26 protein-coding genes are annotated in these 23505 nt (G+C 49.0%); 16 read left to right on the top strand and 10 right to left on the bottom strand.

The features are described 5' to 3' along the window. The first annotated feature begins 90 nt into the window (after nt 1-90). Both EKK48_08640 and EKK48_08635 read left to right on the top strand, forming a co-directional pair. The gene (locus EKK48_08640) at nt 91-462 is read left to right on the top strand and encodes a hypothetical protein (protein ID RTL43802.1); all 372 of its coding nucleotides are present in this window, start codon (nt 91-93) and stop codon (nt 460-462) included. Between the two features lie 109 nt (nt 463-571). Continuing rightward, the gene (locus EKK48_08635) at nt 572-1684 is read left to right on the top strand and encodes a TrbI/VirB10 family protein (GenBank protein ID RTL43801.1); all 1113 of its coding nucleotides are present in this window, start codon (nt 572-574) and stop codon (nt 1682-1684) included. 83 nt (nt 1685-1767) lie between these two features. Here the strand turns inward: EKK48_08635 and EKK48_08630 are convergent, their stop codons facing one another. After that, on the bottom strand, nt 1768-2931 hold the full coding sequence (locus EKK48_08630; protein ID RTL43800.1) for a hypothetical protein: 1164 nt from the start codon (nt 2929-2931) through the stop codon (nt 1768-1770). Between the two features lie 310 nt (nt 2932-3241). Between EKK48_08630 and EKK48_08625 the strand changes: the two genes are divergently transcribed. Next, entirely contained in the window at nt 3242-3511 is a 270-nt protein-coding gene (locus tag EKK48_08625; GenBank protein RTL43799.1) for a hypothetical protein, read from the top strand. Nucleotides 3512-3895: 384 nt separating this feature from the next. Then, entirely contained in the window at nt 3896-6475 is a 2580-nt protein-coding gene (locus EKK48_08620; protein ID RTL43798.1) for a VWA domain-containing protein, read from the top strand. 114 nt (nt 6476-6589) lie between these two features. Here the strand turns inward: EKK48_08620 and EKK48_08615 are convergent, their stop codons facing one another. The 4 genes from EKK48_08615 to EKK48_08600 all read right to left on the bottom strand — a co-directional run bounded on the left by EKK48_08615 (nt 6590) and on the right by EKK48_08600 (nt 10410). Next, complete coding sequence (locus tag EKK48_08615; GenBank protein ID RTL43797.1) at nt 6590-7384, bottom strand: hypothetical protein; 795 nt, start codon at nt 7382-7384, stop codon at nt 6590-6592. Nucleotides 7385-7400: 16 nt separating this feature from the next. Next, complete coding sequence (locus EKK48_08610) at nt 7401-8684, bottom strand: hypothetical protein (GenBank protein RTL43796.1); 1284 nt, start codon at nt 8682-8684, stop codon at nt 7401-7403. A 1-nt stretch (nt 8685) separates the two neighbouring features. Continuing rightward, nucleotides 8686-9765, bottom strand: a complete 1080-nt coding sequence (locus EKK48_08605; protein RTL43795.1) for a hypothetical protein — start codon at nt 9763-9765, stop codon at nt 8686-8688. Between the two features lie 189 nt (nt 9766-9954). Beyond that, a complete protein-coding gene (locus tag EKK48_08600; GenBank protein RTL43794.1) occupies nt 9955-10410 on the bottom strand; it encodes a hypothetical protein in 456 nt (151 codons plus the stop codon). On the opposite strand from EKK48_08600, the gene EKK48_08595 reads away from it, so the two are divergent. The 4 genes from EKK48_08595 to dxs all read left to right on the top strand — a co-directional run bounded on the left by EKK48_08595 (nt 10409) and on the right by dxs (nt 13729). Further along, nucleotides 10409-10615 (top strand): hypothetical protein, encoded by a 207-nt coding sequence (locus tag EKK48_08595; protein RTL43793.1) that lies wholly within the window; start codon nt 10409-10411, stop codon nt 10613-10615. The two genes, EKK48_08600 and EKK48_08595, sit on opposite strands and share 2 nt — an antisense overlap. A 6-nt stretch (nt 10616-10621) precedes the next feature. Beyond that, entirely contained in the window at nt 10622-10924 is a 303-nt protein-coding gene (locus EKK48_08590) for a hypothetical protein (protein RTL43792.1), read from the top strand. 225 nt (nt 10925-11149) lie between these two features. Further along, a complete protein-coding gene (locus tag EKK48_08585) occupies nt 11150-11350 on the top strand; it encodes a hypothetical protein (protein ID RTL43791.1) in 201 nt (66 codons plus the stop codon). Between the two features lie 426 nt (nt 11351-11776). Further along, nucleotides 11777-13729: a 1-deoxy-D-xylulose-5-phosphate synthase gene (dxs, locus tag EKK48_08580; protein ID RTL43790.1), complete on the top strand. Its 1953-nt coding sequence runs from the start codon at nt 11777-11779 to the stop codon at nt 13727-13729. A gap of 24 nt (nt 13730-13753) precedes the next feature. Here dxs and EKK48_08575 read toward each other — a convergent pair whose 3' ends face one another. From EKK48_08575 to EKK48_08565, 3 genes are all read right to left on the bottom strand, one after another. Further along, on the bottom strand, nt 13754-14599 hold the full coding sequence (locus tag EKK48_08575; GenBank protein RTL43789.1) for an arginyltransferase: 846 nt from the start codon (nt 14597-14599) through the stop codon (nt 13754-13756). Then, nucleotides 14511-15107: a recombination protein RecR gene (gene recR, locus EKK48_08570; GenBank protein ID RTL43788.1), complete on the bottom strand. Its 597-nt coding sequence runs from the start codon at nt 15105-15107 to the stop codon at nt 14511-14513. Before recR ends, EKK48_08575 begins: the two co-directional genes overlap by 89 nt. A 195-nt stretch (nt 15108-15302) precedes the next feature. Continuing rightward, entirely contained in the window at nt 15303-15623 is a 321-nt protein-coding gene (locus EKK48_08565) for a YbaB/EbfC family nucleoid-associated protein (GenBank protein RTL43787.1), read from the bottom strand. 206 nt (nt 15624-15829) lie between these two features. On the opposite strand from EKK48_08565, the gene EKK48_08560 reads away from it, so the two are divergent. From EKK48_08560 to EKK48_08550, 3 genes are read left to right on the top strand one after another with little or no spacing between them, the layout of a single operon-like run. After that, nucleotides 15830-16015: a hypothetical protein gene (locus EKK48_08560; GenBank protein ID RTL43786.1), complete on the top strand. Its 186-nt coding sequence runs from the start codon at nt 15830-15832 to the stop codon at nt 16013-16015. Continuing rightward, on the top strand, nt 15985-16869 hold the full coding sequence (locus EKK48_08555) for an acyltransferase family protein (GenBank protein RTL43785.1): 885 nt from the start codon (nt 15985-15987) through the stop codon (nt 16867-16869). The genes EKK48_08560 and EKK48_08555 overlap by 31 nt, the downstream gene beginning before the upstream one ends. A 12-nt stretch (nt 16870-16881) precedes the next feature. Beyond that, a complete protein-coding gene (locus EKK48_08550; GenBank protein RTL43784.1) occupies nt 16882-17700 on the top strand; it encodes a hypothetical protein in 819 nt (272 codons plus the stop codon). Between the two features lie 70 nt (nt 17701-17770). Here EKK48_08550 and EKK48_08545 read toward each other — a convergent pair whose 3' ends face one another. Continuing rightward, on the bottom strand, nt 17771-18334 hold the full coding sequence (locus tag EKK48_08545; GenBank protein ID RTL43783.1) for a hypothetical protein: 564 nt from the start codon (nt 18332-18334) through the stop codon (nt 17771-17773). A 407-nt stretch (nt 18335-18741) separates the two neighbouring features. Between EKK48_08545 and EKK48_08540 the strand changes: the two genes are divergently transcribed. Then, nucleotides 18742-19212: a hypothetical protein gene (locus tag EKK48_08540; protein RTL43782.1), complete on the top strand. Its 471-nt coding sequence runs from the start codon at nt 18742-18744 to the stop codon at nt 19210-19212. A gap of 4 nt (nt 19213-19216) precedes the next feature. Here EKK48_08540 and EKK48_08535 read toward each other — a convergent pair whose 3' ends face one another. Next, on the bottom strand, nt 19217-19867 hold the full coding sequence (locus EKK48_08535) for a class I SAM-dependent methyltransferase (GenBank protein RTL43781.1): 651 nt from the start codon (nt 19865-19867) through the stop codon (nt 19217-19219). A gap of 114 nt (nt 19868-19981) precedes the next feature. Between EKK48_08535 and EKK48_08530 the strand changes: the two genes are divergently transcribed. The 4 genes from EKK48_08530 (at nt 19982) to EKK48_08515 (ending at nt 23450) form a co-directional block, all read left to right on the top strand. Beyond that, entirely contained in the window at nt 19982-21292 is a 1311-nt protein-coding gene (locus tag EKK48_08530; protein RTL43780.1) for a hypothetical protein, read from the top strand. 214 nt (nt 21293-21506) lie between these two features. After that, on the top strand, nt 21507-21950 hold the full coding sequence (locus tag EKK48_08525) for a hypothetical protein (protein RTL43779.1): 444 nt from the start codon (nt 21507-21509) through the stop codon (nt 21948-21950). Nucleotides 21951-22096: 146 nt separating this feature from the next. After that, nucleotides 22097-22501: a RidA family protein gene (locus EKK48_08520; GenBank protein ID RTL43778.1), complete on the top strand. Its 405-nt coding sequence runs from the start codon at nt 22097-22099 to the stop codon at nt 22499-22501. After that, complete coding sequence (locus EKK48_08515; GenBank protein ID RTL43777.1) at nt 22479-23450, top strand: M28 family peptidase; 972 nt, start codon at nt 22479-22481, stop codon at nt 23448-23450. The genes EKK48_08520 and EKK48_08515 overlap by 23 nt, the downstream gene beginning before the upstream one ends. The last annotated feature ends 55 nt before the right edge of the window (nt 23451-23505 follow it).

Below are 23505 nucleotides of genomic sequence, written 5' to 3'. Positions count from 1 at the left end.
GTCAGAGCAGGTTAGAAGGTCATAGCATGCGGCTCAACCTCGCTAGGCTAGTTCCCGAAATGCCAGTACATATATTTGGAGGTAGAGGTGATGTTCAGATCGTTTTGTGTGGGAGCCCTATTAGGTTTTGTTTTCGGGTCGTCCAAGCAGGGCCGCGATGTCTGGCAAAATTTCGATGGGATTTTGACTGAATTGACGTCTGGTGACGCAATGAAGACTCTTGATGACGAAAAGAATCAGTTGTCGAAGGTGGGTTCCGAGAACACGAAGACCCGTGACGAGGAAACGAGTTACGAAGACAGTGGGAACCGTGGTCAGGAAACAATCTCCAAAGATCAGTCACCGCTTAATGCTGATAAAGCTCAAGAGCTAGCGGATAAGTTGGGAGCTAAGCCATCTACTCCTGAAGACGAGAACGTGGCTGCCTTCTCTCACCATGATGATGAGTTGAAATCAGCCTAGGCTTAAGAAGGCTGTCATGATGTCGGGAAAATCAATTTGGCGTTGGCGGAAACACTTGGGGTTCTCCAGCGTCGATTTATGCATGTACTAGAAAAGAGGACGTCCCACCATGCTTTCTCCACTTTGCCGTCCGAAGAATCTTATTTTGGCCGCTGTTTTGACCTCTCAGCTGGCCACGGGTGCGATACTGCCGGCGATGGCAGATACTGCAGTTAGAATTGCCGGGGCACCGGCATTCAGTGTGTCGTCAGGTGCAGGTGGACAGACTGCCACACAGCGAACGGCAACAATGCAGAGAAATTTGGACAATGCACTGGTTGCGTCCACCGATAGGTCTCCAAACTCAGTCAAGGTTACTTATGTGAATGGTCAGCCTGTGCTCACCCTGGGTGGATTCTATATAGCCACACCAGATGCAGCCAGCGCTAAGAAACAGGGATTAACCACTGCTGCACTCGCTAACAAGTGGGCAGCAGGTTTGAAGGCATCATTGAAAAATTCCGGTTCGGTGAATCGTTATATAGCCAGTTTGACTGGTGGTGATAAGCCAAGCGTTGGTGAAGCCGGCACAACCACTACGTCTTCTGGCTCATTCCCATACTACAAACAGGGGCGCATCGCTTATATTCCTGCTGGCATGATGATGCCAGTTACCGTTAATACGGCGCTTTCTAGCGGCGTTTCGCGCGTCGGTGACAAGGTTGAAGCTAGTCTTGCGCAGCCCATAAACCTGGGTAATAGTGAAATTCCTGCGGGTTCATTGCTTATCGGTCAGGTAACAACAGCAGTACCTGGAGCGAGAATGTCGCATTCCGGTAATCTTGGTTTGAAGTTCACTCGATTGCGAACACCAGACGGTGTTGAAACGCCAATTACTGCGCACATCGTCGGCGATCTTGGAAAGTTTCATCTTGCCTCAGGCGCACAGAGTGATGTTTTTAGAGGCGAAACCACTAAACAAAAAATAGAAAAAGCTGCGATTCATGGAGCAATAGGTGCTGGATCAGGCGCAGTTATAGGCACCGTGATTGGTGCTATTGCCGGAGGCGGAAGAGGTGCTGGACGCGGCGCTATTGCTGGGCTGGGATTAGGAACCGGCATTGGAGTTGCGGAAAGTCTTTTGCTGCGAAAAGGTGACAATGTCAATGTAGGGTCGGGCGATGCATTCAACTTGCAGCTTGACGCCCCGGCAAGCGTAGCGATCAGCTCTTCGGCAATGTAGCTGCTGAACGCGTACAAGGTTTCGGTTCCCCAACCGAAATTGAGCACTGGTTCCTGTAAGGGAGCGAGTGCTCATTTCTTTCATTAATTGCGCACTTTTTTGGGGAGCTGCATGAGTTTTCGAATTGTTTCCATGCTCGCTCCTTCCAGAGAAACGTTCAGGTCATCGCGTACTGCAACCCAGAACTCATGTCTATAGCTCGATTGACCGTCCTTCTGGAGCGGATGAACTTCTATAGTGAATGAGTCCGTCCCGATTGCATTTGCTTTCGCGTCAAACTCGATATTTATTTGCCGATCAAACGAAAGCTCAGAGCATTCGGCTTGAAGGACACCAGGTTCAACAAGAGGTAGTTTGCATTCGCGTAGGAGTCCAATTGGAATTGGAATCAGTTTCACACTCCAATCTTCTAACAGACCTCTATCAATTGCACCACCTGTAATGCGAATCTTCACACCCTGACTCGCACCACCGTTGTTGCATACCATAGTCATACGCCCACTGGACTCATAGGAGTCGCACAGAGACGCGCCTCGATCGAGTTGCATCTCAACTGTGTCTGCTTTTGCTGCCGCCTTCCATTCTTTTTCGCACTCCTTCAACTCGTAATCATCAGTACAATTTTTTCTTGTATAAGTAATGTAATCAACAAGAATGGGCGGTCCTGTTTGTTCCCCGCTCTCTTCATTTGTGTACTCGCCCGTTGCTTCGATAAACTTGGCGGTGAACTGCAACGATTTTGTGGCGGCGATGGACGAGAAACTAAAATGTACCTGGTTTGTATCAATTCCGAAGTGTTTGGCGAGCTCTTCTGCTTTGCTTTGGCCATCCAGCGCAATACCGCGATTGTGCAGTATGTCCATTAAATTTTTTCCGTCTGAACTGTTCAGGCAATACCTGCACAATACATTCTCCTTGGCTCCCATTGGCTGGGCATCGCCATCATCAAAATACTCAGGCCATGAGTTGTATTCGTCGACAATTTTTCCTTTCTCGCAGATTACGTATTGAAGAACATCGCTATCGTGCACGGTGAGTCCGATGCAACTAGACTTTGTTTCTGCCGACAGAGCTTTGCATAGTTGACGGAAAGTACTGTATTCAACCTCTTCCGGAAAAATGCTGAACCAATTATTTGAGTTTTCAGCAACATAGGCAGGCAACATCGCTGGTATTCGTTTCAATGTATGTGTTACTTGTTGTGCCGCTTTTGATTTGACGTGAATGTTTGAATACGATGAACCCATTGACATTCTCCTGGTGTTTTCTTGACAGTCCATACGTTCTTAGCTGTACGTACCCAGGCTTTGATGTTTTCGATCATTGAACATGGTTCCTGGGAACAAAGACAATTTATTGTCAGTCAGAACTGCAGAATGAATTGATGAACACAAAACGCACACAAACTAAGAATGCTTCGGGTTCCTTCCACACTTCCCCGAGGCATTTTTGGCGTACAAAATGAAGCGATCTTGTTGCTCGCTCTTAGCTTGAACTCTGCGGGAACTTTTAGCCGATGGCTGCCATCTAGACTGACACGCAAATGGAGGCTACGCAATGCTCACGCCAGAAAACAACATCGGCTTTGAAAAGGATGAACTACCTGTCAATGCAACTAGTGCTCAGCGCGCCAATCTTACTCGTCCGGGTGACTATCTTTGCCAGAAGTGCCAATTTCAGTTCAAGGTGGAGAGCGGCGATACGGACCATGTCGTCTGTCCAAATTGCAAGAATGACGAGGCCGACAGTTTGACTCCCTTTTATACGGAAGAAGACCCGAAGCGTGATGAAATGCTAGGCAAGAAAGAATTCGCGGCTGGAGACTAGTTAAGCTCGCAGGAAGTTACCGCCAACCTTAGACTCCAGGCTCATCAATCAAAGAGCCTGGAGTCTTGGTCCAGGTATGTACAGGCTGTGCGACCTCTATTGCACCCGGTGTCTTAGTCTGCCGGCCAATTCATTGCACCAGGTGTGTACAGTCTGCGGGCAAATTCGGATTACTCTAGGGTATACCCCAGAATTTCTTGCATGTTTTGACGGCAGTAAGTGGGCGACGCTGGCAGTAACCTATCACTAGGCAACCTGTGATCGTCTCGAATAGTAGTCAGGCTCGATCTTTTCGCTGGCATTTACTACTAAAAACGAGATTCAAGCTGTTGTTACTGAACAGACGATCGCTTTGCTTACTGGCACTTATGAAGAGGACGAAATATGAAACGACTGGCTCTTGCATCAGCGTTGTCTCTAGCAGCCACGATTCTTTTATCGCCGATGTCGCAAGCATCTGGTTTTATTGTCATCGATTCTGCTGTGTCCGGAGGCGCTCTGCTCATGCCTCCGATGACACCGGTTCCCGCTCCCATCCCCCCTGTCCGTCCGGTTCATCCTGTGAACCCGCACCCGGGCAGACCTGTTACTCCTCCGATTCCGACTCCTGGCCCTCGTCCGATCTTGAAGGGCGGTGTCTCGTTTGGTTTGCACATGCAATCTGAACAGATTAAGGTCGATATCACCGACCAGGTTGCTAAAACATACATTACGCAGACATTTTCGAATGACACCGATCGAAATCTGGCAGGAACTTATCTGTTTCCTTTGCCTGAAGACACTACCTTCAGCTCATTTTCGTTGCATATAGATGGCAAGCCTGTTGAGGGTAAGATTCTCGAAGCTCAAGAGGCGCGCACTCAGTACGAGCAAATTGTTCGTAGTATGGTCGATCCGGGGTTGCTTGAATACGCTGACTATAAGACTGTGCGCGCTCGAATTTTTCCGATTCCTGCTCACGGCACAAAGAAAGTCGAACTCGAATATACGCAGATTTTGCATGCCGAAAATGGAATGTTGAAATATCGTTTTCCGCTAAAGGCAGAAGGTGAAAGTGAACCAATCGATGAAGTGAAGATTGACGCGAAATTGAACAGCAAGCAGGGATTGCGTACCATCTGGTCGCCTACTCACACAATTTCATCGAATCGTTCAGATAACAATCAAGCCAAAGTAACGATGTTGGCGCATAACTCCATTCCAGACAAAGATTTCTTGCTGTATTACAGCGTGTCTAACAAGGACCTGGCTGCAAACTTACTGACACATAAAAACGAAGGTGAAGATGGTTATTTCTTGCTGACGTTGACACCACCTGTACAGAGCAAAGAAGTGATCGGCAAGGACATTGTTCTTGTTGCTGACACCTCTGGTTCGATGCAAGGCGACAAAATAGTTCAGACCAAAAAAGCGCTCAAGTACATTGTGGATGCACTTTCACCGGTTGACAAATTCAGCATCGTTCAGTTCGCTACTGACGTTGAATCATTCAAGCCGCAAGTCGTTCCAGCCACTCCTGAAAATAAGAAGGCTGCCGCCGCTTTTATCGATGATCTTGAAGCTCGTGGCGGAACGAATATCAGTGATGCAATGCACACTGGTCTGACGATGCTCAATCAAGTCAGCGACAGACCTGCGTATTGTGTTCTGATGACTGATGGTGAGCCCACTGTAGGTGAAACAAATGTTTCGACTTTGCTCAAATCAATCGCTCCAAAGCGTGATACCAGAATCTTTGATTTTGGTGTCGGCTACGATGTGAACACCAAACTTTTGAACAAGCTTGCTGAAGAACATCATGGCTCCGCCCAGTATGTCGAACCATCGGAAAATCTTGAGACTGCTCTTTCAGGCTTCTATCAAAAAATCAAAAGCCCTGTTCTGAGCAACGTTTCGATTGCTTATGACGGCATCACCGTGAAGGATGTTTACCCTCGCGAAGTGAAGGATATTTTCGCAGGATCGCAGGTACTGTTGCTGGGTAAATACAAAAATGGTGCCAAAGCCACAGTCAACTTAACTGGAAAAGTGAACGGCGTTGCGAAAGCTTACTCGTTCCCGCTCAACTTCGAAAGCAATTCGGCCGATCACACTTACTTGCCTAGATTGTGGGCAATGAGACGAATTGGACACTTGACTGAAGTAGCTCAGGACAATGGTGACAGCAAAGAAGTCGTCGATGAAATCGTCGCTTTGTCAAAGAAATACGGCATCATCTCGAATTACACATCGTTTCTTGTCACAGATCCAAGCGAAGGTCACGGCACTGCAATCAATCGTCCAATGCCGATGCGTCGTGAAGATGTTAATGTCATGCGTCGCATGCGTAATGGACTAGACTTCATCGGAGCCGTACCGGGAGGCGGCGGTGCTAAAGGTTTCGCTTCCCCGCGGCAATCCGCCAGTGAATCCCACATTCGCGGTACGCTGGTTGCTGGTCGCTTGATGTCCGAGACAGGCATGATTCCGCCTCCTCCCGCTGCCTCGCCCGTTTGGATGCCAGAATCGAGCCTGGCTAAAAGCGTGCACTTCGCCGGCTCTCGTACTCACGCGGAATTGTATGATTACATGCCATACGAACGGGACTTCAGATCGACCCACTCCATGGTTGTCGAAAAGAAAGCAGGAGCATATGGTGACAGTGGTAAAGTCGCGGTAGTGAATTCCAAGGCCGTGAACAAGCTGAAGAATACTGATGTTGTTGCTATGGCAAAAGATGAGGAATCAGCCGCGATCAAGTCAATTGAAGACAAGACATTCTACTTGCGCAACGGTGTTTGGGTTGATTCGACGTACTCTGAAGGTTCAGCACCGAAGGCTGTAACGATTCAGTTCGGCAGCAAAGAGTACTTCGATTTGATTCACAACACGCCGGGTATCTCGAAATATCTGTCAGTTGGCAGAGAAGTCGCGCTCATCTTCAAAGGGCATGCTTATCGAGTTATTAGCCCACCAGCAGCATAGTTGCCTGGACTGTAAGTTGGAAAAAGCAACAGAACCGTCGGGAAACCGGCGGTTTTGTCACTTGTTGGTTACTTTCGTTTGTCACAAGGTGATCACTTGGTGATCGTCTGGTGGTTACTTGCGAATGCGAGCTTTTACGGTTGGCACGATGGTTTTGACTCCTGAGGCGTTCAACGTGCGCTTTTCCATCTCAAGCTGCTTATGTTCTTCCTGTAGTTGCGCAAATTCGACCGCGAGTTCCTGTTCCTTCAGATTTAGTTCGTGTTGCTTGCGAACGTCTTTATCGACATTTGCGCTGTTTGCTATTGCTGCACTCAAGCGAGATTCCGTCTTCATCAGCTCGATTTGCGAGTCGACAAGTTTTTTGACAGAACTTTTAAGTCTTCCGGCTGCTTCTGTCGAGTTCGTCATAGCTTCTTCCATGGTCACGCAGACGTGCGGCGGCGGAAGATCTTCAATGTGGAATTCTTTGCAGTGAAGCATGTAGGAGTTCTTATTTCTTTCGTAGGCGGCTTTGCTTGCTGCGCACTCACCATAGTGCTGCCGCACGTTGGCATTGTGTTCCTGGTAGGCTGCAACGTGGCTGGCGAACTGGTTCAAGTCTGACTGATACATCTTCTTTGCCTGGGCAAGCTGAGCGCCCTTCAGTGGCTTGATTGTCGGAGCAACTTTAGATTGGAATCGCTTAGCCGTTCCATTCAGTCGATTTGTTTGAGCTGTTACCGCGTCATTTTGCGCGATTAGTTGATCCACTTTTGCGGTGAACTCATTGCAATCTCTGGTGATTTTGATTGCACTTTGTGCGCGAGCATCGACGGCATTGTTGTCTTGTGCAAATGCCGGTTCTATCAAATGCGCGCACGTTACTGTGCATACTGCAACGAGAAAAACTTGTTTTATGCGACGCATTGCCTGGCCTCGTTAGTTACTGATGTTTTCTGGCGTGTCCTGACTTCGGTGCGGAGGAGTGTTTACCGGGGGAAGATTTTACGTTGTGGTCCCTTCGCGGTGCTGGTTTGGGTTTATTGTGCACCGATTGTAATGATTGTACGATCGCTTTCAGCTCCATCGGTCTTTCTTTTGGAATATAGTACGGTGCGTTCAAATAAGTTTCGTTCCCGTAGTACCGTGTTGTCAACGTTGTTCCCCATGCACGTAAGTTGGCGTCTCCTGGCATCTTCTTGACCGCAAGCATATGTTTCAGGTTGTTCGCCGATTCAACCGTGTGCGCTGCTCGCAGTGTACCTTCGATGCGTGCGTTATTTGATTGTATTCTCGAATCAATCATCGAGTAGTCTTGCCGATAGCCGATGCGCGAACCCGCAATCTGAGAGGCTTGGGTTTGATGTCGTCCGCTTATGTCGGCTGATTGTTTATCGATATTTTTCATGGCAATATCGAGAATTTCTTTTGAATCTACGGGTGGACGCTTTCTCATCGCCTCATCCCCGGCAAGCACTATCAGGCATGATTTTGCGTATCTTCCGTAGGTTCCGAAGGGATCGAGCATGAACGAAGTTCTGAATGCGTCGATTGCTGCTTGTCTCAAGTTTAGTTGCATTTTGGTGATGGCCAGGTAGGCGAAACACCTGGACATACCAGGTGCCATGGCGCAACACTCCTCGAAATCGTCCTCTGCGTTGCTGTATTTGTGGGCGTTGTAACTGTCAATGCCGCGGTTCATGATGTCGATCAAACCCATGTGCTTCCGTGGTGTCTCCGCGGGCGGTGGCGCCTCTTCACGCTTCGGAAAGAACGTTGGAAATTCATAGACTTTAGGTGGGGCGGCGCTGATGGATGCTGTGCTGGCAGGGTCCGCGCCGGTCCTGGATGCGGAGGTGCCCGGTGTGGAGGTGTTGGATGCGGAGGTGCCCGGTGTCTTTCCGTCTTGCGTTGTCGGCTGATCTGCTGCTCGTGGAGATAACGCTGTCCGTAATTTGTTGTACCGTTTCGATAAATCGCCCGTGCTTTGTTTTCCGAAAACAAAATGTTCGAGTCGACAGATGCGCTGTTCATTGGTGTCGTGGGAATATGAATGCGAAAATGCATCTTTTTCAAGTTGATCTAGCTGGATGCTTGTGGGTCCATTGACCGCAAACCCATCAACAATCGCTTTGCTGATGGAGACCTCCGTCTGTGAATCATCGGCGCGCGCCGGTGTTACAGCGACCCCGAGAGTCATTACTAGAAGAAAAATTGTCAGTCGCACTTTATAGAAAACCGCGCTCTACGACAGCTGCTGCCACTTTGTCGAAAAGCTTAACGCCGCCCTTTTCGTTCGGATGGATATCATCGGTGAAATCAGAGTAGTCGTATCCCATTCCCACATTGCAGTAAGGAATATTATACGATTTGCACTGATTTACGATCTCCGCCTTGAGTCGCTGCTTTGTTGCCTCGTCTACAATTCCAGACCAGCCGCCCCGTTTAGGTACTTCTGCGATCATTAGAGGAATGGACTGTTCGTGACAATAACGCAATAGCTCGTTGTACGATGCCAGCTGTCCTTCTACGAAAGCCCCGTGTTTTGGAGCATCTGTAAGTGTTTCAATCAGTTTTGCTTTGACTTGTTCATCCGTTTTCGGTACGAGCATGACGGGTGCGTTGTTCGTCAAACTGGCTTGAATTGAACCTAATAGCTTGCGGGGCTCGCTGAAAATGCAGGTTGCGATTTCTTCTCGCAGATCGCTCAGTGCTCGCTCGTCTAAATCATTTTGTGCTGCGTCAGCTCTGAGTAATTTTGCCGCTGGGTTGTTCTGTGCGTCCATTCTGAAAAATGATTGGACGAAATCGCGCACACCCAGTCCGCATATTACAAGTTTAGGCTTGTGTCCGGCCTCATGCATGGCTTTGATTTCCGCCAGATAATCAGACACATTTGAACCGGCCACAGCAAGATTGACTACGGATATCGGTTTTTGCAGTCGCCGGGTCAGTTGTCTTTGCAGTTCCGGCGCTTGATTACAACGAATCAAACGCTTTGCCAGGTCAGCATCTGCTTCTCGCGCAACCAGTGTGTGTCCGAGCCGATGTTCTTCACAATAAACTGCGGGCACGAGAAATACTGACGAGCCGAGCATGACGCAATCGGGATCGTCATTGCCGCGCAAATACGTGTCGAGCTTTTCTACAGAATCGCGGCAAGCTAGCGGCAAGCTGTGCAGTTTAGATTCATGTTTCCATTGGAAAAAGCAAGCGACGGTAAAGGCAAAAACGCTGACGAAGATTCCTGTAGCGACAACTGCAGCGCTTGCTTTTCGGCTCCCAGACGGGGTCTTGCGAAGCAGCACTTCAAGTCGGTGTTGATCTGCAATCGCTCTTGACGAGAGCGATGGAGTTGAAAATATATTCTGCAGATATTGAAGAGCTACCAGGTTGGAAAGTCCCGAAAAGCTAACGAGCTTAGCTTACCGGCGATTCGAGTTAGTTACATTCGCGAGTTTTAATACCTGAATTTTTTCAGTTTTCAATCGCGAGTTTTAGTATCCAGTCTCGCCTTGATTCTGCAAGAGTTCATAGACTTTGTTCAGGTTGTCTTCCGAAGCTGGCTGCCGGCCCCAGTTTCCTTCATATGTCTCGAATTGTCCGTTGTGGGGAACTGCGTGCTCGATAAATATCAACCATTGACTGCCAACAGCAGGCATCTCTTTCTCGCTGAATTTCCAACCCGGAGGCGTTGGTGGATTTGAGTGATCATGAAATTCGTACTTGATCGGAAGGCGCTTATTTAGCGGAGGTCCTTTGAGTATTCGGACAATTTTGTAGTCCGCCTGAATGGGCTGGTTGAATTTGACGTCTGGATTTTTTTGATATCCGAGATACTCAGCGATCAATATGCATTCGGAGTGCACTGCATTTTTGTAAGTTTGCTTGTAATTCGTCGTGTCTACAGGTTCATCCTTCTTAGTTACCCAGCTGGAAGGCCAATTGCCCATGGATGGTTTCTGGGTCGCTTTCGCATCAGTGGATCCAGAAGGTGTCGCAGGCTGTGCGGATGCTGCGGGTGCTGACGAAGACGTCGATGCATTCGAAGTTGAACTGGAGTTAGAAGTCGAAGTAGTCGAAGCCGTAGAAGTCGATGTCGTCTGGGGCACCGGGCTCGCGGCATTGGTAGTTGGGACCGTGGGAACGGTTGCCTGACTGATTATGGACGTACTTGTCGTTGAAGGAGCAGTTGCGTTGGTGGTCGTCCCCGATGCCAAGTTTGCTGCGCTTGCTGACTCGGTTGGATTGCCCGCCGAACCTGCTGCAGCTAAAACAGGCGTGAGAAGTCCCAAACTGCAGGCCATCATAAGCAAGCTTTGTCCGAAATATTTGCGAACCATTAGATCTCCTTCCGTCCGGGTCAAGGGCACTTACATCTTAGATACCACGTGGCCGATTATATATGCGTCGCCTGTCAGGTTGCTGGTAATTTCTACCGACATGCCGAACCTGTCGGTGTCTTAGCCATTGATTAGTAGACAGTCGGTGTTAGAGTAAGAGATGTGGGTGCCGACATCCGGCGGTACGGTAAGAGATGATAGGCTGCCGACATCCGGCGGTACGGTAAGAGATGATAGGCTGCCGACGCGGCGGTACGGTTAGAAATGATCGGCTGCCGATATCCGGCGGTACAGTAAGAGATGATAGGCTGCCGAGTGATTCGGCGTTCCAAACAATGGAGCGAATACGATGAAAAAGTGGTTGCCGGCTTCAGTTGTTTTACTGGGCTGCATTTTTATAGGCGTTTCAGTCCTGCTCAAGAATGGAATGGCAGATGCCGACGTGGCGATTACCAATATCACGAGCATGTTTATGCTCATTGCCGGCTCGATATGTATTGTCGGCGGTATAGTCACACACTTCTTGCGTCATGAAGAAGACGTCTGGTGATTAATTGGACGGCGTGCCGATTGTCATTCATGAAGAGATCGCAGTTGAACTAATTGAACTAATTCTTACAGTGAGCCTGTTGTGGTATCACATACAGTGCCCGCGGCGACTTGTCCTAATGTTTAAAATCATGAAGAACCAGAAGCTGAAAAATTGACCTGAGCGCTTTTCCGAACCCGTTTTCGTCTGGTTGGAGCGGGGAGAAGCGTTACTGACGACCTCAATGTTGGTTGTTTGTCGTGGTTCGTAACCAGATCGTTAACCGGGCGTAAACTCTTTTCAACCACGGTTTTCGGCGGAAACCGTTACAGGCGCCCGTAAACGCCAATTTGAATTGCAAAATGCTTGAATTTATTAAGCTAATGCCAGATACAGGTTGATATTATTGACTCTAATCAACTCTTATATAGGGACCCCCGGCAGTCTATGTACACACTAGAAAAGCCGCCCACGTCGTTTCTCGATGCCATTCTCAGTCCGGCAGAACTTAAAAGTTTGTCTGTCGATCAACTCCAGTCGCTGGCAGAAGAAATTCGTCGAGAAGTGATCAACAATCTCTCCAAAACTGGCGGGCATTTAGCATCCAATCTCGGCATCGTTGAAATTACGCTGGGTTTGCACCGCATTTTTCAGACTCCCAAAGATACGATTTTATGGGACGTCGGTCACCAATGTTACGTTCATAAAATGCTGACTGGACGTCGTGAGCAATTCAAGACTTTGCGCCAACATAAAGGATTGAGTGGTTTCGTAAGTCCGCTAGAGAGCGAACATGACGCGTTTGTTGCTGGGCACAGCTCTACGTCGATTTCGCTGGCCGTAGGAATGGCGATTGCGCGCGATCATCTCAAGCAAGATCATAAAGTAATAGCCGTAATTGGCGATGGCGGTCTGACTGGCGGTATGGCGCTGGAAGCGATCAACCATCTTGGACACATTCAGCGAAACGTTTTGATTATTTTGAATGACAATGAAATGTCAATCAGCGCCAATGTAGGCGGTTTCTCGCAATACATGAAGCGCATCAAAGAAACGTTCTTCTATCAAGACATAAAAGAAAAGCTTGACCAGATAGAAGGCAGACTGGATAGAGCCCAGTTGACGCCGGCTGTTTGGGAAATGATCATGTCGGTGAAGAAGCAAGCCAAAGAGCGCTTCGATACGCCGGGAATTGTGTTTGAAAAACTTGGTGTCAATTACTCCGGTCCGATCGACGGTCATAATGTCGGTGCAGTAATTGACGCTTTCAACAAAGTGAAGGATTTGAACAGTCCTCAAATCATTCATATCATCACGCAAAAAGGCAAAGGTTACGAGCCTGCCGAAAAGGATTCGATCAAGTTTCACGGTGTAGCGGCATTCAGTCTGGAACCGCCTTTGAGCGAGAAAGTGGAGCCATCGCAGCCTGCAAAAGCTAAGGCTAAAACCTACTCCGATGTGTTCACTCAAGCGCTCATCGAAATTGCTGAACAAGAACCGAATATGGTGGCAATAACACCAGCTACAGCTGAAGGCAGCGGATTAGTGAAATTTGGAACTCTGTTTCCAGATCGCTTTTTTGATGTCGCAATATGTGAACAGCATGCGGTCACCATGGCAGGTGGGATGGCGAAAGCTGGCTTGAAGCCGGTGGTTTCGATCTATTCGACGTTCCTGCAGCGGGCCATCGACCAGGTTATTCATGACGTTGCCATAATGAACCTGCCGGTCATTTTTGGAATCGACCGAGGTGGTCTGGTTGAAGATGGAGAAACCCACCAGGGTGTTTTCGACATCTCTTTCATGCGCAGTATTCCGAACTTGAGAGTATTGGCACCGAGAAATACTCGTGAACTTCGCAACATGGTCTACACCGCGGTGAAGAAAGCCGATGGACCAGTGGCGATCAGATTCCCCAGAGACAAGGCTGTGGAGCCAGACGATGCGGGAGCTTTCGAGCTGATCGATTTTGATAAGTGGGAAGTGGTGCATCAAGGCGCGGCAGGCACAACTGCAGTTTTGATGGCTTACGGTGCCACTGTTGAAACGGCCAGAGCTGCGTTGCCGATTCTACAGGCAGCTGGGGTCGATGCCACTATTGTCAGCGCCCGTTCGGCAAAACCGCTGGATGCTGAGTTGCTTATTCAATTTGTACAGAATCAGCAAAATAAGATCTTCACTCTCGAGGAAGGTTGCACTTCGGGCGGCTTTGGAGCTGCGATTCTGGAGTGGGCTGCTCAACAAAGAGTGAAAAATCCGAAAGTCAAGCAAGCTGAAATCGCCGTGATTGCCCTCGAAGATAAATTCATCGAACACGGAGCCAGACAAGTTTTGCTGGATGAGTGTGGTTTGAGTCCTTCCAAGGTTGCTCAATTCGTAATCGACTTCGTCAAAGCATAGAACTCGTTAAAGCATAGAACTCGTTCAGGTCTGCGTGTCTGCCTTTGTGCTGACGTGAGGAACCCAGCGTCCGTCTTGAGTTAGCACTTCATGCGGGTCGAATTTTGCTTTGTACTCCATCGACCCGCAATTTTGCACATAGTAGCCCAGATAGACGTAAGGCTTCTGGTCTATTTTTGCTTGTTCGATCATTGAAAGAACTATCCAGGTGCCTGGAGACAAAAATCTGTAGTCAGGATCGTAGTAAAAGTAGACGCCTGAATAGCCCAGGGGCAGCGGGTCGATATAACTTACTCCGATTAGCTTGCCGTCGCGGTAATACTGCCATTCCTGCATTTGAAATGGATTTTTGATCATTGAGCTAATTGTCTGGGCCGGCGAGTTCTCTCGCTTTGGCCAACCTTTTGTTTCAGTATGATGCTCGTGATGGCGGATATAAAGCTCGATCTTTTCTTTGGTGAGTGAGGGGTTGACTATGCGTAGCTCGGTTTCTTGATTGGCTTTGGTTACGCGTCTCTGGTTGCGGTTCGGTTTGAATTCGTTCACCAATACTCGCAGCGATTCGCAAGCCGTACAACCGTGACACTGTGGTCGGAAAAGAGCAGAACCGAATTTCCTCCACCCTTGATTGATCTTCTGTTCGTACTCTTTCGCCGACAGCATGGCTACGATTTCGTACTCCAGTTGCCAGTTTCGGTCTGCCAAATATTGGCATTGGCTCGGTGGTGTTTTAAATCGATATACTGATAGCACGACTTTGGCCTGGTATTGTATTTGGTGCTTATACTTCTCGCCGACCTTCCATGGCTTTAGACAGTGTCGAGTCGTCTGCGTATTCGAGATCGGCTCCAACTGGCAATCCAAAGGCAATGCGGGTGATTTTGGTACCCAGAGGTTTCAGCAAGTGGTTTAGATAGAGAACGGTCGCATCCCCTTCGATAGTGGGGTTGATGGCAAGAATGACTTCCTCGGCATTGTCGTCGTGAACACGATTGACTAACTCTCGAATGCTCAGATGCTCAGGACCTTTACCATCTAGTGGTGAGATTAAGCCAGTTAGCACGTGATAGCTGCCTTTATATTCACGGGTTCGTTCGAGCGCTATCACATCCCGAGCCTCTGCGACCACGCATATTTTGCTGCGGTCACGTTTATCGCTAACGCAAATTTCGCATGGATCGTTCGATGAGAGATGAAAGCACTTACTGCAATTTTTGACTTTGTCCTTCGCATCAGTGATGGCAAAGGCCAGATTTTGCACGGAGTCGTAGTTCATGTTGAGCACATAGAACGCCATGCGTTGAGCAGACTTTGGCCCGACACCGGGAAATTTCTGGAATTCTTCGATCAGTTTTGCCAGCGGCGGAGTGAAAAACATCCCAGTCCAGTTAGTTGATAAACCTACTCATAGTTTATCTAAAAAACGTGTCTCGTCGCGACTCAACTGCGAGGTAAGCTGCTAATCAAGCGCAATGTCTGCTAATCAAGCGCCGCGTCCGCTCATCGAGTTCGATGTCCGCTAATCTAGCGCCGTGTACGCTCATCAAGCGCCACGTCCGCTAATCTAGTTTTTTTAGAAACCGAGTCCTGGTGGCATTTTAATGTTGCCAAGGGCGGGTTTCATCTTCTGCTCACCCAGCTGTTGTGCTTTCAGGCAGGCGTCTTTGATTGCCATCAAGACTAAATCTTCAAGTGTACCTACGTCGCTCGGGTCGACCGCTTCGGGCTTGATTTTGACGCTTTTGAATTCCATAGAACCGCTGCATTTGACTGTTACAGCACCACCGCCGGCGGATCCTTCGACAGTCGCATTGGCAAGTTCTTGCTGAACTTTCAGCATTCCTTGCTGCGCTTTCGCCATTTCCTGCATCATTTTGTTCAAATCGGGCTGCATGTCTTAACTCCAACCGGTAACGCGCACATTATCGCACCAGCGCTCCGCCAGGAATGAGGTCGCCTGGTTAACAGTAAATGTTTCTTAAGGAGAGCCTCTATGCAGGTGGATAGCGAGGTCCTGTTCACTCTATACTGTGCTTCATATGCGCTCAACTGGCTCAGTTGACGAAGAGGAGTCCTGTCCACCGACAAGGAAGTGTAAGCATGCAAGATTTTGATACTACAACTGACGACGCAACTACGGATGAGAGCGAAGAATGCCATGAAAGCAAACGCGAGAAGTTTCGCGTTCTTGCTAAGGGGGCTCTGAAAAAATTTGTGCTCTTTCTTTCATTCGGACCAGGAGTGTTGGGCTTCCTATGGCTACTTGGACGAATCTTAAAACGCTAGGTCTTGTAGACCCACTCAAGGCGCTCGAGAAAAGAAATCCAGACTACTTCAGTCGCTACTACGGTCTCGACGACGAGTTTGGCTTCAAGCTCGAGACTTTTGCGCGCTGGGAACCAATCTTTCGCTTCTGCTATGAAGACTACTTCAAGGTTGATTGTCGCGGTATCGATAACATTCCAGAGAACGGTCGAGCCCTTTTGATTGGAAATCATTCTGGTCTTCTGCCACTCGACGGCGCGATGATTACAATGGCGATGTGTAATGCTCATCAGTCGCCAAGACGCATCCGTTATCTGGTTACAGACTGGTTCTTCTCCATTCCAAGCATGGGACAGTGGATCTCGGAGACAGGGCAAGTTCGTGCCACTCTCGAGAATGCTAAGAAGCTTCTCGACCGCGATGAGTTGGTTGGCGTTTATCCCGAAGGGCTGAGAGGCGTTGGTAAAGCCTTTCCTGAGCGGTACCGATTGCTGGATTTCCACCCCGGTTTCGTGCAACTGGCCATCTCTACGCAAACGCCGATAATTCCTGTTGCCACTGTAGGTGGTGACGAGATTTTTCCAAATTTCGTCAATTTGAAGGCTGTCGGCCGACTCCTGAAAATGCCGTTCTTCCCCGTGACGCCTACTTTCCCGTGGATGCCTTTTCCAAATATGTTCATTCCACTGCCTGTGCACTGGTTGATCAACATTCACAAGCCGATCGATCTCGGTTATCCGCCGGAGAAGGCAAACGACAAAAAACTCGTTTTGAAGATCGCTCGCGAAATCCAGTACGATATTCAACGCGATCTGAACAAGCTTCTCCGTGAGCGCAAGTCTTTATTTACCGGTTGGGAGCCTGACGCCCAGTAGCAGGAGCAGAACGTGCCGAATTTCGTTCAGACTTATCGCAACTATATAAAGAATACTCGTCATTGCGACAATCACTTCGGGTTCGACTTGCGGCGTCTTGCTGCCATAGAACCGTTCCTGCATTTCCTCTATAAAGATTGGTGGCGGGTACAGTCTATAGGTCTGGACTTGCTTCCGAAGCAAGGTCCAGCGCTCATTGTAGGTAATTCAAACGGATTGATTCCCTGGCCCGCTTTCATGCTCATGTATGCATTGATGAGTCAGGAGAGTCCCAGACGTCTGACTGTTGTAGCCGATATGGACTGGATTGAAGACGATCGTGTTCATGCCTTTCTGCTTCAAGTTGGATTCGTGCCCTGGTCGTCGACGAATTTGAAGTATCTCTTCTCGAAAGGCGAGCTGGTAGCTGTATTTCCCGAAGGACTGCCTGCCACAGGCAAACCCTTTTCGGAGCGATACCGCGTGCGAGAGTTCGATTGGTCGCGCTTACTGCCCGCCTTCGAGTCCGGTGCGCCCATCTACCCTGTGGCTACGATTGGTTGTGATGAAGCTTCTCCCACGCTCTTAAACGTGGAAACTCTCTCCAAGCTCCTCAGCCTGCCGTCGTTCCCTGTCACGCCATTTTTTCCGTGGTTTCCTTTTCCTGCCAATCTCGGCTCACTGCCTGTGAAATGGAAGATGACGATGCTGAAACCTACACCGTGGGAAGACACAAGCGGCGACCGGGACGCTCTGGTTGACACGGCACGGCAGCATACCCGGTACGTTGAAGGGCAGATTCAGGCGGAAATAAACCGCATGCTGCGAGCACGCATCAAAACCTATATTTGATTGAGCAGGCAGCCCCGCATCAATTGCGCTCGCGTCAAAGACTTATTGATTAAATGCCCAGGCGATTTAATCAGGCAGTGCGCAGGTGGTCGACCTCAGCCATGATGCGCTTCATTGTGTGCTGGGCGCGGAAAGCCACGTACGGGTTTTCATCCTCGCAGAGCACGCGCAGAACAGCCACCGGAATCGTGTAGCTCTCGGCCAGTCTGTGGCGCACGTCTGGATTCTCGTCTTTAGCCAGGCGCCAGATGGTCTTTATAGATAGAGTAGGATTCTCTGCCACTGACGCCCGAACCTGTGGATGTCCGTGGGTCGACAGCTTTGCCAGCGTCGTAACGTGCGTACGGGGGTTTTCGGCGATGCGCTCGAGCAAGACTGGAGACTGGTCCCTGGCCAGATGCTCAAGAACCGGAGGGGGCGTGTTTGGATTTATTGCCAGCAACCATCTAATTCGAGCCGCCTCTTCTTGTACGGCTTTCTTCGAATCTCTTTCGCCCGACTTAAGTGCAGGTTTCTCTGCCACGCTATTGAACAACAAAACTTTCAATGCCTCCCTTATGTGCTGCTCTGGGCTATCCCAACGGAAACAGTAGGCGAATGATAGGTCGTAATCCTGCTCTTCTGTTTCAGTCATACCGGCTTCAGCGCTTTGTCGGACCATCCAACAGGTGCTGCCTCGAGATTAATGCCTAGAACTGCAATGAGCCTTTGCCAGGTCTATAACAATTATTACCGAAATGTAATGCTGATCCCGTTAGGAACGCCTATAAATCCGTATAGGCAATTCCCTGTTTGGCTGCGTGGCGGCGGTTTTTAATCGTCCACTTGTCCCTACGAACAATTTTGGCGACGGAGCTCATCTTTCCAATCGTCTTTTCAGGGACTACTGGCGAATCACTTGATGAAGAGTACATCTAAGAGATCCTCTATAAGATTATGGGTCTTCCCTACTCCAGCTGCGCGCTATTTCAGCTATGTTAGTAAAACGGGTCAGTCCGCGAACCCGCTCTGTTACCCATTTCTCACGGGTTAGATAATGATATGAATAAAGACTCTGCTGGCGAGCCTGTTTCCGCTATTCCAAACAAGATCCAGTGGGCTCTCGTGCACAACCCGAATACCACGGGTGAGGTTCTGCACGAGCTTTGTGATGTTCTTCCTGCTTTCCTTCTCGAGCGTGTCGCCGAGCATCGAAACGTTGAAGTCCGCACGCTCGTAAGGCTGGCGATGCATCTCGATTCTGATGTGCGCTGCGCCGTTTCCGAAAATCCCCGCACACCCATCGATGTTTTGCGCTTCCTTCTCCAGGATGAGTCTCCCGATGTGCGCTACTCCATGGCTGAGAATCACAATATAGACAGTGAGTTGCTGGAAAAACTGTGCGATGACGAGAACCCGTATGTGTCATCACGGGCTCGAAAGACCTTGTTGCGGCTGCAACCGAACAAATGTGTCGAAGGTCAATTTGCATACAGTGCTATCTACGAGGAGCGTTTTTTAGAGGGACTCTAACGAGTCAGTTGGCTTGGTCAGGCAGGGCGCTGAATTCAAAGACGAACCACTCCACACCAAATTTGGTTTCAGATTTTTTTGACACTAAATATGGGGCGGCGGAGATCATGCCGAGAATGCTATCGAGGTCGCCGAAAGAAGCGAAGCCCATAAGTACTCGTCCATTGGGATGCTCGAGATAACGATCATACTCACTGAGGAAGCGTTCGTACACTTTCGAGACCGGACCGGTCAGGTCGTTCCAGACTGCGCCCAAAATGGGCAAATTGGCGACGATCAGGTCGTAGCGCTTTGTCACTCCGTCGAACAGATTCGCCTGCACCACTTCGACGATATTTTGAAGTCCGAGACGCTCGACGTTTTCGGCCGTGTTGGCAATGGCGTTCGGGTCGATATCTAACGCCGTAACTCTCGAGGCACCGTTCAGCGCTGCATATACGGCAAGCACTCCGCAACCTGTGCCGATATCGAGCACCGATTTGCCTTCCAGGTCGGGCAGACTTTTCAACAGAATCAATGATGAGTTAGTCATCTCAGGATCCGGCGAGAACACGTCCTTGTTGACGCGTACAGTGATTCCGCCGATGTTCAAATCTTTTGATTCTCTGGTGCGGTTCTCGCCAATCCACCAGTTAATGTACTGAATTTCGTTCATAGTTTCCCTTCGATCTCAACAATTATCGCAAAGACCGCTATAAACTGCCGCCATTGAGACGCCTACTGTGACATCTTGGATCAGTTTGTATCATCAGTACTTTGGTGATACTTTGTGGAGATTTTGCGAGCTGTAATGGTAATTCCGGCAAATCTTCACCTGGTCGTAACCCTCTCAGTATTTGCTCTCACGCTTGTTCTGGTGCTGACGAAGCCGCGCGGTATGGATGAGTCGTGGGCGACTGTGCTGGGCGGTTCTCTCATGCTTTTACTGGGTCTGGAAAATGTCAGTCAGGCGGTGCAAACGATATCTGACGGTTCAAGCGTTCTAGTTTTTCTACTGGCGCTTTGTCTTTTTTCCGGTTTGTTGGATAAAGCTGGATTTTTCGAGTGGGCCGCTTTGCACACCACAAGAATGTCAAAAGGCAGTGGCACAAGGCTTTACCTTAATGTCTTCCTTCTCGGTGGAGCTACGACAGCGCTGCTCTCGTTGGACACAACGGCCATAATTTTGACACCAGTCGTACTGTCTTTCGTTCGACACTTGAATTTGAAATCGACAGCTTTTCTGGTTGCCTGTGTTTTTGTATCGAACACAGGCTCTTTGCTTTTGCCGGTCAGCAATCTAACTAATTTGCTGTTTCAGAGTGCGTTTCACTATGACTTTGCACGGTTTTCAATTGTGATGATTTTGCCTCAAATTGTGGCTTTATTAACGAATTATCTGCTGTTGTTGCTCGTGTTCAAAATGGATCTTCCTGCTGCTTTTGATGCGGGTGAGCTTCCAGACCCGAAGTCAGCCGTTAAAGATGTCGTATATTTCCGGGCTTCTTTAGTTGTTTTCCTGCTTGTTCTAATTGGTTATTTTGCCGGCTCGATTTTTCGGGTGCAACCATATGTGATTGCATCTTTGGGGTGTGTGTTGCTGGGCGCGGTGGGAATAGTTCGCAGACAACTTGATTTTTCGATATTGTCGAAAGATATTCCCTGGTCGCTCTTTCCTTTTGTGGCTGGGCTTTTCGTGGTCATTCGAGGCGTTGAGAATTTGGGTCTGTCAGAATTTGCCGCAGCACAGTTGAATACGCTTGGCACCAATCCGTTTATGCAAATTTTAGTCACCGCTTTTGGTGCCGCCCTGGGCAGCAACGTCATTAATAATATTCCTATGGCACTGCTGGCAATTTCTGTTCTCGGTCATTCGCATGCTCCTATAGCCGCTCAGTATGGTGCTCTGCTGGGTTGCAACCTCGGTCCTAATCTGACTGTGGCCGGCTCTCTTGCTACCATGCTGGTGATCTCAACGGCGCGAAAGAAAGGGGCGCATCTGAGCGCTTTCGCATTCTTTAAAATCGGGTTGTTTATTACTCCGGTATTGCTTTTAGTATCATCTGCAGCGTTATGGGTTTCTTTAATGATCTTTCGGTGAATCGTGACTAATTCAATTCTATAGGGCTTGAATCTTGACCTGTCAAAACAGCGTAATATAGAGGGCGAGGCGGGCGGAATAGTCAAGCGATGTTGTCTACAACTGTCAGGACTTCCACGTGCATCTCGTTTACATGGATCAGTGAAACTTTCACTCTTATCTCTCGTCTGGATGAGAAATACACTCAATAGAAACCCAAATTGGAATTAAAAACATGATCAGAGCCTTGATTAATGGATTAGCTGGAGCCTGTGTGCTGACTGTAGCTCATGAATTGGTGCGCAAATCGCAGCCGGAAGCACCGCGATTGGATATATTGGGCATGCGCGGCGTTTCCAAAGTGATGACGGCGTTTGGGCTGGAGCCACCATCAGGTTCCACATTGAAGAAATATGCTCTGGTCACTGATATTGTTTCGAACACCCTTATGTATAGTGGCGTCGGGGCGAAACCCGGGTTCGGTGCATGGTTCAAGGGTGTGAATGTTGGTCTAATGGCTGGTGTAGGCGTGGTGACCATGCCGGAGAAAGTCGGTCTGGGCAAAGACGCTGCTCTTCTGACAAAGCGAACCAGGTCTACTGCCGTAACGACAGTTGGTCTCTATATCCTGGGCGGTCTCGCCGCGGCTGCTGTCGCTCAGATCGGACGCAAGAAATAGTAAGCACTTTTGCGAAATCGATACCGAAATCTTTACTGTCAGACTTTGCCCGCTCCGGACAACTATAATCTGTTGCGGTGACCCCATTGACTTGAATCTGGTCATGGGGATTGACTCCACCAGGAGCTACAAGAGAAGACGTGCAAATGAAGCGGCAGAATCATTCAACCGGCACTAAGTGGGAGCCTATTGTGGGCTATTCCAGAGCTGTTCGCGTGGGTAATACCATACATGTATCAGGAACCACTGCTACTGATTCTGATGGAAAAATAGTCGGCGTCGGCGATTCCTATGCCCAAACTGTTCAAATTCTAAAAAACATTCAATCTGCTCTCACCGCCCTTGGTGGCAGTATGTCGGATGTCGTCAGAACGCGGATTTATGTAACCAATATTTCCCATTGGGAGGAAGTTGGAAAAGCGCATGGAGAGTTCTTTCGTGAAATTCGTCCTGCTACTTCGATGGTCGAGGTAGCAAAACTGATTTCGCCGGATATGTTGGTCGAAATTGAAGCAGAGGCAATCGCTAATGGCTCAGAAATCTCGTCGTGAATCCCTGGCTCCGTTGAGCACATCAGAAAATCTGGTCAGCGCGAAACTGCGTGCCCATATTTTGATGCTGGCAGGAATTATTGGAGCTCGCAGCTTAACTAGCAATCCCGATGGCTTGGAGAAAGCTGCACAGTATATCGAGCAGTGCCTGGCTGAGTTTAATTACAACCGCAGCCAACAAGATTTCATGGCGCATGTTTCCACGTCTGTTGGCGGCAGTGGTGACGCCACTACGACTGTGCTGAACAAAGTTTGTACGCGTAACATCATCGCTGAGTTGAAAGGCACGGAGAAACCTCAAGAGATCATTATTCTCGGGGCTCACTACGACTCAGTCTATGATTGCCCAGCTGCGAATGACAATGGCAGTGGTGTCGGGGCTTTGTTAGAGCTGGCGCGGTTGCTGGCTAAGTTCGAGTCCAAGCGAACAATCCGGTTTATTGCTTTTACTAATGAGGAGCCACCGTTTTTCGGAACCGATGACTGGGGCGCTCAGCAATACGCCAACGTTTGCCACGAGCGTGCTGAAAAGGTTATTGCCATGTTGTCGATGGAGACGATGGGATACTATTCGGACGCTCCAGGCAGCCAGTCATTCCCCCATGATGTTTTTGGACTTGTTTATCCGAAGCAAGGTGATTTCATCGCCTTCGTGTCAAACATGAAGTCGCGAAGATTGCTCAATCGTTTTACGAAACTTTTCCGAAAAGCGACGCACTTTCCTTGTGAGAAAGTGGCTGTGCCCGAGTCAATTCGCGGCGTTGCCTACTCAGATCATGCTGCCTTCTGGAAGTATGACTATCCCGCATTGATGATTACGGATACAGCTTTTTATCGTTATCCTCATTATCACACCAAAGAAGACACTCCCGATAAGGTCGATTATGACAGCCTTGCGCGAGTTGTCGTCGGTATTGCCGAGGTGATTCGCGAGTTGAGTAACAGTTGAAACTGGACTGAACACCCGGCGTGCTCTGAGGCTGTAAAATATTTTCCCCATCCTC

The sequence above is a fragment of the Candidatus Melainabacteria bacterium genome, from assembly GCA_003963305.1.
Lineage (GTDB): Bacteria > Cyanobacteriota > Vampirovibrionia > Obscuribacterales > Obscuribacteraceae > PALSA-1081.
This window is presented reverse-complemented; position numbering and strand designations above follow the sequence as displayed.